Annotated in this window: 7 protein-coding genes; 2 read left to right on the top strand and 5 right to left on the bottom strand. The window is 58.9% G+C overall.

Features of this window, described 5'->3' with window-relative positions; all coding sequences use genetic code 11:
- Together ACMLHZ_RS10170 and ACMLHZ_RS10165 are read left to right on the top strand one after the other, a co-directional pair.
- Positions 1 to 243 (top strand): YetF domain-containing protein (locus tag ACMLHZ_RS10170; protein ID WP_418667615.1); only part of this gene is annotated, 243 nt, incomplete at its 5' end.
- Positions 244 to 280: 37 nt separating this feature from the next.
- Entirely contained in the window at positions 281 to 649 is a 369-nt protein-coding gene (locus ACMLHZ_RS10165; RefSeq protein ID WP_418667614.1) for a DUF4363 family protein, read from the top strand.
- Here ACMLHZ_RS10165 and nrdR read toward each other — a convergent pair.
- The 5 genes from nrdR to ACMLHZ_RS10140 form a co-directional block, all read right to left on the bottom strand.
- Positions 629 to 1,102, bottom strand: a complete 474-nt coding sequence (nrdR, locus tag ACMLHZ_RS10160) for a transcriptional regulator NrdR (RefSeq protein WP_418667613.1) — start codon at positions 1,100 to 1,102, stop codon at positions 629 to 631. The two genes, ACMLHZ_RS10165 and nrdR, sit on opposite strands and share 21 nt — an antisense overlap.
- Before the next feature lie 143 nt (positions 1,103 to 1,245).
- On the bottom strand, positions 1,246 to 2,199 hold the full coding sequence (secF, locus tag ACMLHZ_RS10155) for a protein translocase subunit SecF (protein WP_418667612.1): 954 nt from the start codon (positions 2,197 to 2,199) through the stop codon (positions 1,246 to 1,248).
- Positions 2,189 to 3,577 (bottom strand): preprotein translocase subunit SecD, encoded by a 1,389-nt coding sequence (gene secD, locus ACMLHZ_RS10150; protein WP_418667611.1) that lies wholly within the window; start codon positions 3,575 to 3,577, stop codon positions 2,189 to 2,191. The genes secF and secD overlap by 11 nt, the downstream gene beginning before the upstream one ends.
- An 89-nt stretch (positions 3,578 to 3,666) precedes the next feature.
- A complete protein-coding gene (locus tag ACMLHZ_RS10145) occupies positions 3,667 to 4,947 on the bottom strand; it encodes an aminotransferase class I/II-fold pyridoxal phosphate-dependent enzyme (RefSeq protein WP_418667610.1) in 1,281 nt (426 codons plus the stop codon).
- 271 nt (positions 4,948 to 5,218) lie between these two features.
- Positions 5,219 to 5,604: solute carrier family 23 protein (locus ACMLHZ_RS10140; RefSeq protein ID WP_418667609.1), on the bottom strand; the 386-nt coding region annotated here is incomplete at its 5' end.

Below are 5,604 nucleotides of genomic sequence, written 5' to 3'. Positions count from 1 at the left end.
CGCGGCGCCCTGGAAAGCGTGACCCGGCAGGACCTGAAGCTGCCCTCGCCCCCCGCAAAAAAGCCGCTGGTTCCCTTTGTGATCGACGGAAAGCTGCTGCCGGAAAACCTGTTCTGGTGCGGAAAGGATAAGCCCTGGCTGGAACGGGCTCTGGCACAAAACGACTGTACCCTAAAACAGGTGCTTTTGCTTTTGGGCGACGATACCGAACATTTCAGCCTTACAAAAAAAGAGAGCCGCTGAAACTCAGCGGCTCTCTGAAAGGGGCGGTAAAGATACAATGAAGCGAGTATATGCGGCGGTGTGGATCCTGCTTTTTCTTGCGCTGGTCATTCTGGCCAGCAGCTGGCTGGTGCACGACACGAACATTACCATGCTGGAAACGCTAAGCCAGCTTGAGTGGCAGGCCAGCGAAGGGGATTTTACGGGCGCACAAAAAACGATCGGCCGGCTGAACCAATACTACAAAAGCCGGGAACACTTTATGGCCCTGTTCATCAAGCGGGACTACCTGGGCAGCACCGCCGTGTGCCTGGGCGGTCTTTCCGCCTATGCGGCGGAAGAAAACCTGCAGGATCTGCGAAGCGAGATCGGCAAAGCCAAGGCACAGATCAAAATGATGGACCACTTATTTTTCAGCATGCTGTGAACGGCTGCTCAGCATGTCTTTCAGCTCGTCCATAAAGGTGTTCAGGTCGCCAAACTGGCGATAGACCGAGGCAAAGCGCACATAGGCCACCTCGTCGATCTTTTTCAGCTCGGCCATAGCCAGCTCGCCAATGTGCATGGAGGTGATCTCGCGCTCATAGCTGTTCAGCAGGGTCTGCTCGATGTTGTCCACGGCGGTCTCCAGCATCTGGTAGCTCACCGGGCGCTTTTCACAGGCGCGCAGCATGCCGCCCAGCAGCTTTTGCCGGTCGAACGCCTGGCGGGAGCGGTCTTTTTTAATGACCATCAGCGGAACCGTTTCCACGATCTCGTAGGTGGTGAACCGCTTGGAACAGCCGAGGCACTCGCGCCGGCGGCGGATCTTCTCGCCATCCTCTGTGGGGCGGGAATCGATGACCTTGGACTCCAGTTCACCGCAGTAAGGGCATTTCATAACCGTTCCTCCTTGGGTTTTGTTGAGACCAGTATACCACATTTTGGGCCGTTTGCCTAGATTTTTGCCCTTTCCCTGTTTCTTTTTGTCGGCAAAAACAAGCGGCGCGCCGGGAGAGATTCTTTCCCGGCGCGCCGTTTCAGTTATTTGGATGCCTTGCCCTTTTTCTTGCCAATGCTGTGCTTTACCCGAAAATTCTCCCAGGTGACCCACAGCGAGGTGGTGATGAACAGCGAGGTGTACAGGCCCGAGATCATGCCGATCATCAGGGGCAGCGCGAAGGTAAAGATGCTGTCCAGCCCAAACAGGACCGACACCACACACACGGTCAGCAGCGCCATGCAGGTGGTCAGGGTGGTGTTCACCGAGCGGCGCAGGCTCTGGTTGATGCTGGCGTTCACCAGGGTCTCAAAGCCGGGCTTTTTGCCGTACAGGCTCTCGTTCTCCCGGATGCGGTCGTACATGACCACTGTATCGTTGATGGAGTAGCCCAGGATGGTGAGCATCGCGGCGATAAAGTTGCCGTTCAGGGGGATGCGCAGCACCACAAACACGCCAAACACCACGGTCAGGTCGTTCAGCAGCGCGATAATCGCCATCACACCGGCGGGCAGGCCCCCGATCTTGCGGAAACGGAGGGCGATGTAGATCAGGATCAGGATGCAGGCCGCCGCAACCGCCACCCAGCTTTTCTGGAAAAATTCGTGACCGATGGTGGGGTTTACGTTGCTCATGGAAAGCTGCTCAAAATGGTTGTCCGGGTAGCTGCTCTGCACCGATACCAGCGCCTTTTCCAGCTGCTCCGCCGTCACGGTTTCCGCCCCCGGCAGGCTCACGGTCAGGGTGGCGTCGCCGGTGGCAATGTCGCTGCCCTCCTGAAAGGTCAGGCCGCTGCCGAACACGCCGGAAATAATGCTCTGCACGTCCTGCATGTCCGGCTCGCCCTCGTAGCCCAGCACCACCATGGCGCCGCCCTTGAACTGGATGTCCATGGGAACGCCAAATATGGCGGCAACCCCCACAATGAACACGATCAGGGCGATGGAGATGGCAAAGAACAATTTGCGGTGCTTCATAAAGTTATATTTAGCCGTCATTGCGAACACCTCCGTACAGCCAGAGTTTGCGCAGGCCCTTGATGCGGGAGGCGCCGCGCAGCATGATGCGGGTGCAGCACACGCCGAACACGAAGTTCAGCAGCACGCCCACCAGCAGGGTGTAACCGAAGGAATAAATGGTGCCCGCAGTGGAGGGGCCAAACGCGAAGAAAATGGGGGTGAACAGCTTTGCGAAAAAGCCGTCTGTGGGGCCGAACGCGCCCATCAGCACGCAGGCCACGATCACAATGGTCACATTGCCGTCAATAATGGGGGCAAGGCCGCGGGCAAAGCCGGCGTTCAGCGCGCCGTCCAGCGTCTTGCCGGAGGCCAGCTCCTCGCGGATGCGCTCCGCCGTGATCACGTTGGCGTCCACGCCCATGCCGATGGCCAGAATAATTCCCGCGATGCCCGGCAGCGTGAGGGTAAAGCTGTTGAAGATGGACAGATAGCCCGACACAAACGCCAGGGTGGCGGCGGTCTGGCCCAGCAGCGCTATGGAAGCGATCAGGCCGGGCAGGCGGTAAAGCGCGGTCATAAACACAAGGATCAACAGATAAGCGATCACACCGGCAATGACCATGGCCTCCAGGCTTCGGCTGCCCAGGCTCGGGCTGATGGTGCTGTAGCTCTCGGCCGAAAGGGCGAAGGGCAGCGCGCCGGAGTTGATCTGGTTGGCCATGGTGATCACGCTCTCCTGCGTGAAGTTGCCGCTGATGATGGCCTTGCCGTCGGTGATGGGGGTGTTCACGCTGGCGGTGCTCACGTTCTGCTCGTCCATCCAGATGCTGATGTACCCCTTGCTTGCCGCCAACTCGGTGGTGGCGTCGGCGAAGGCCTGCCTGCCGCTGTTTTTAAATTCCAAAGAAAGGTAATATTCGCTCTGGCCGCCCTCTTTGGTGGGGCCGTAGGCCGGGGTCGCTTTCTCCACGTCCTTGCCTTCCAGGATCAGCTCGCCGTCAATGGAGCTGCCCTTGCGGAAGGTCAGGTGCGCGGTGGTGCCGATCTCCTGGATGGCGGCCTCGGGGTTGAAGTCGCTCTCGCCTTCCTTCCAGGGGAAGCGAACGATGATGCGGTCCTTGTTGTAGTCCACATACACTTCGCTGTCGGTAATGTTCAGATTCACCAGCCGCTGCTGGATCACCGTCTCGGCGGCCGCCATCTGCTCGTCGGTGGCGTCAAACCCGTCGGTCGGCATGAACGTCACATCCACGCCGCCCCGGATATCGATGCCGAAGCGGATGTCTTTTGCGCCCTTGACATAGGTATGGGTGATATCTCCGTACTGGCTGCTGATGCCGAAAAACGCCGTATAAGCGAATGCAAAGATCAGCAGGGCCAATACGAAGAGATGCCAGGGCTTGCCTTTCTTCTTCATAAGAACCTCCAGACTTTCCCCTCTCCCCGCCCCAGCCGGGGGCAAAAACAGGGGTGTTTATATTTTTACAGCCGTTTCCCCGCAGGGAGTCATGCCTGTAAAAGCGTTTCCAGGGTGGCCATGCGCACGCACACGCACAGCAGCTTGCAGGCCATATCCAGCTCGGCCAGGCTCGGGTAGGTGGGCGCGATCCGCAGGTGGTGATCCTGCGGGTCGAGGCCGTATGGGTACGAAGCCCCGGCGCCGGTCAGCACAACGCCAGCCTCCTTGCAAAGCTGCACGGTGCGCTTTGCACAGCCGTCCATCAGGTAAAGGCTGATAAAATAGCCGCCCTTGGGGTCGGTCCAGCGGGCAATGCGGCCATAGGGCGCAAGCTGCCGTGCAAACGAATCCTTCACCAAATCAAACTTGGGCGCCAGGATCGCCCTGTGCTTTTTCATATGGTCCAGCACGCCCTTGCGGTCCTTCAAAAACTGCACGTGGCGCAGCTGGTTCATCTTGTCGTAGCTGATGATCATGGGGGTCATGTTGGCCAGGATATGCTGGATGTTGCGCCGGCTTGCCCCCAGCGCCGCCACGCCCGCCCCGGGGTAGGTGATCTTGCTGGTGGAGCAGAACAGCAGCGCGCGCTCCGGGTTGCCTGCCTTTTTGCACTCCTCCAGCACCTGCAGGGTTTCGCAGGGCTCGTCGGTCAAATGGTGCACGCAGTAAGCGTCGTCCCAAATGATCTTGAAGTCCGGCGCAGCGGTCTGCATGGCCGCAAGGCGTTTTACCGTATCGTCGCTGTAGGTGTAGCCGTCCGGGTTGGAGTAAACAGGCACGCACCACATGCCCTTCACGGTCTCGTCGTTTTTCACCAGCTGTTCCACAAGGTCCATGTCCGGGCCTGTGGGCAGCATGGGCACCGGAACGAGTTGAAAGCCAAAATACTCGGTCACCAAAAAGTGCCGGTCGTAGCCGGGTACCGGGCAAAGGAATTTAATGTTGTTGCAAAAGCGCCAGGGGCGCACACTGTCCACAAAGCCCGCGCGCCAGCCCAGATCAATCAGATAATACATCATCGCCAGCGAAGAGTTACCGCACACGATCACCTCTTCCGGGTCGCCAAGGCGCAGCAGATCGGCAAAAAAGCGCCGCGCCTCCGGCATGCCGGCAAGCAGACCGTAGTTGCGGGCATCGGTGCCGTCCTCGCCGGTGTAGTTGTCCACCATGCGCAGCATCTCCTGCGAGAGGTCCAGTTGCTCGGGGCAGGGCTTGCCGCGGGACATATCCAGCCGCAGATCCATGCCGCAAAAGCCCTGATACTGCCCGCGCACCGTTTCCAGCTCGGCGCGCAGTTCGGCCTCATCCATTGAAAGATAGTCTTTCATCACACACTTTCCCCTTTTCTTGTTTTTCCCACTCTATGCGCCGCAAAAGAAGTTTGCCCCCACCCAAACGGCGGAATTGACCTTCCCTTGTCAAAAAGGCAAGCTTTCAAGCGTACTAAAGTATTATAGTATAAAACCACGGCCAAAACAAGCCTTTTGTTGCCCGTTTTGGCCTGCTGCAAGCCCCGTTCGGCCTTTGTTTTTGCAAAAACAGCCCCCCGCCCGTGGGCGGGGAGCTGGAAGTTTTGGAGATCGCAGGCAGGCCTGCCGCTCACACCTGCAGGTTCAGGGGGTTCTCCGGGGTCTCAACCTTATCGAACTCGTAGTCGTTGCCGGGCAGAACAGCGTTCAGCAGAATTCCCAGGATGGCCGCAATGGCAAGACCGGACAGCGAGATGGTAACGCTGCCGACGGCGAAGGTCAGGCCGCCCAGGCTGTTAAAGCCGAGGGCGCTTACCAGAATGACCGCCGCGATGATGAGGTTGCGGCTGCGGGTGAAGTCCACCTGGTTTTCCACCACGTTGCGCACGCCGATGGCGCTGATCATACCGTACAGAATGAACGACACACCGCCGATGATCGCGCTGGGCACCGTGTTCACCACCGCCTCAAATTTGGGGCTGAAGCTCAGCACCACCGCAAAGCAGGCGGCAATGC

The sequence above is a fragment of the Allofournierella sp. genome, assembly GCF_048388525.1.
Lineage (GTDB): Bacteria > Bacillota > Clostridia > Oscillospirales > Ruminococcaceae > BQOK01.
This window is presented reverse-complemented; position numbering and strand designations above follow the sequence as displayed.

Excerpts from the sequence above, each read along its gene's own strand:
- ACMLHZ_RS10165 (WP_418667614.1), top strand. The coding sequence starts at position 281 with ATGAAGCGAGTATATGCGGCGGTGTGGATCCTGCTTTTTCTTGCGCTG.
- nrdR (WP_418667613.1), bottom strand. The coding sequence starts at position 1,102 with ATGAAATGCCCTTACTGCGGTGAACTGGAGTCCAAGGTCATCGATTCC.
- secF (WP_418667612.1), bottom strand. The coding sequence starts at position 2,199 with ATGACGGCTAAATATAACTTTATGAAGCACCGCAAATTGTTCTTTGCC.
- secD (WP_418667611.1), bottom strand. The coding sequence starts at position 3,577 with ATGAAGAAGAAAGGCAAGCCCTGGCATCTCTTCGTATTGGCCCTGCTG.
- ACMLHZ_RS10145 (WP_418667610.1), bottom strand. The coding sequence starts at position 4,947 with ATGAAAGACTATCTTTCAATGGATGAGGCCGAACTGCGCGCCGAGCTG.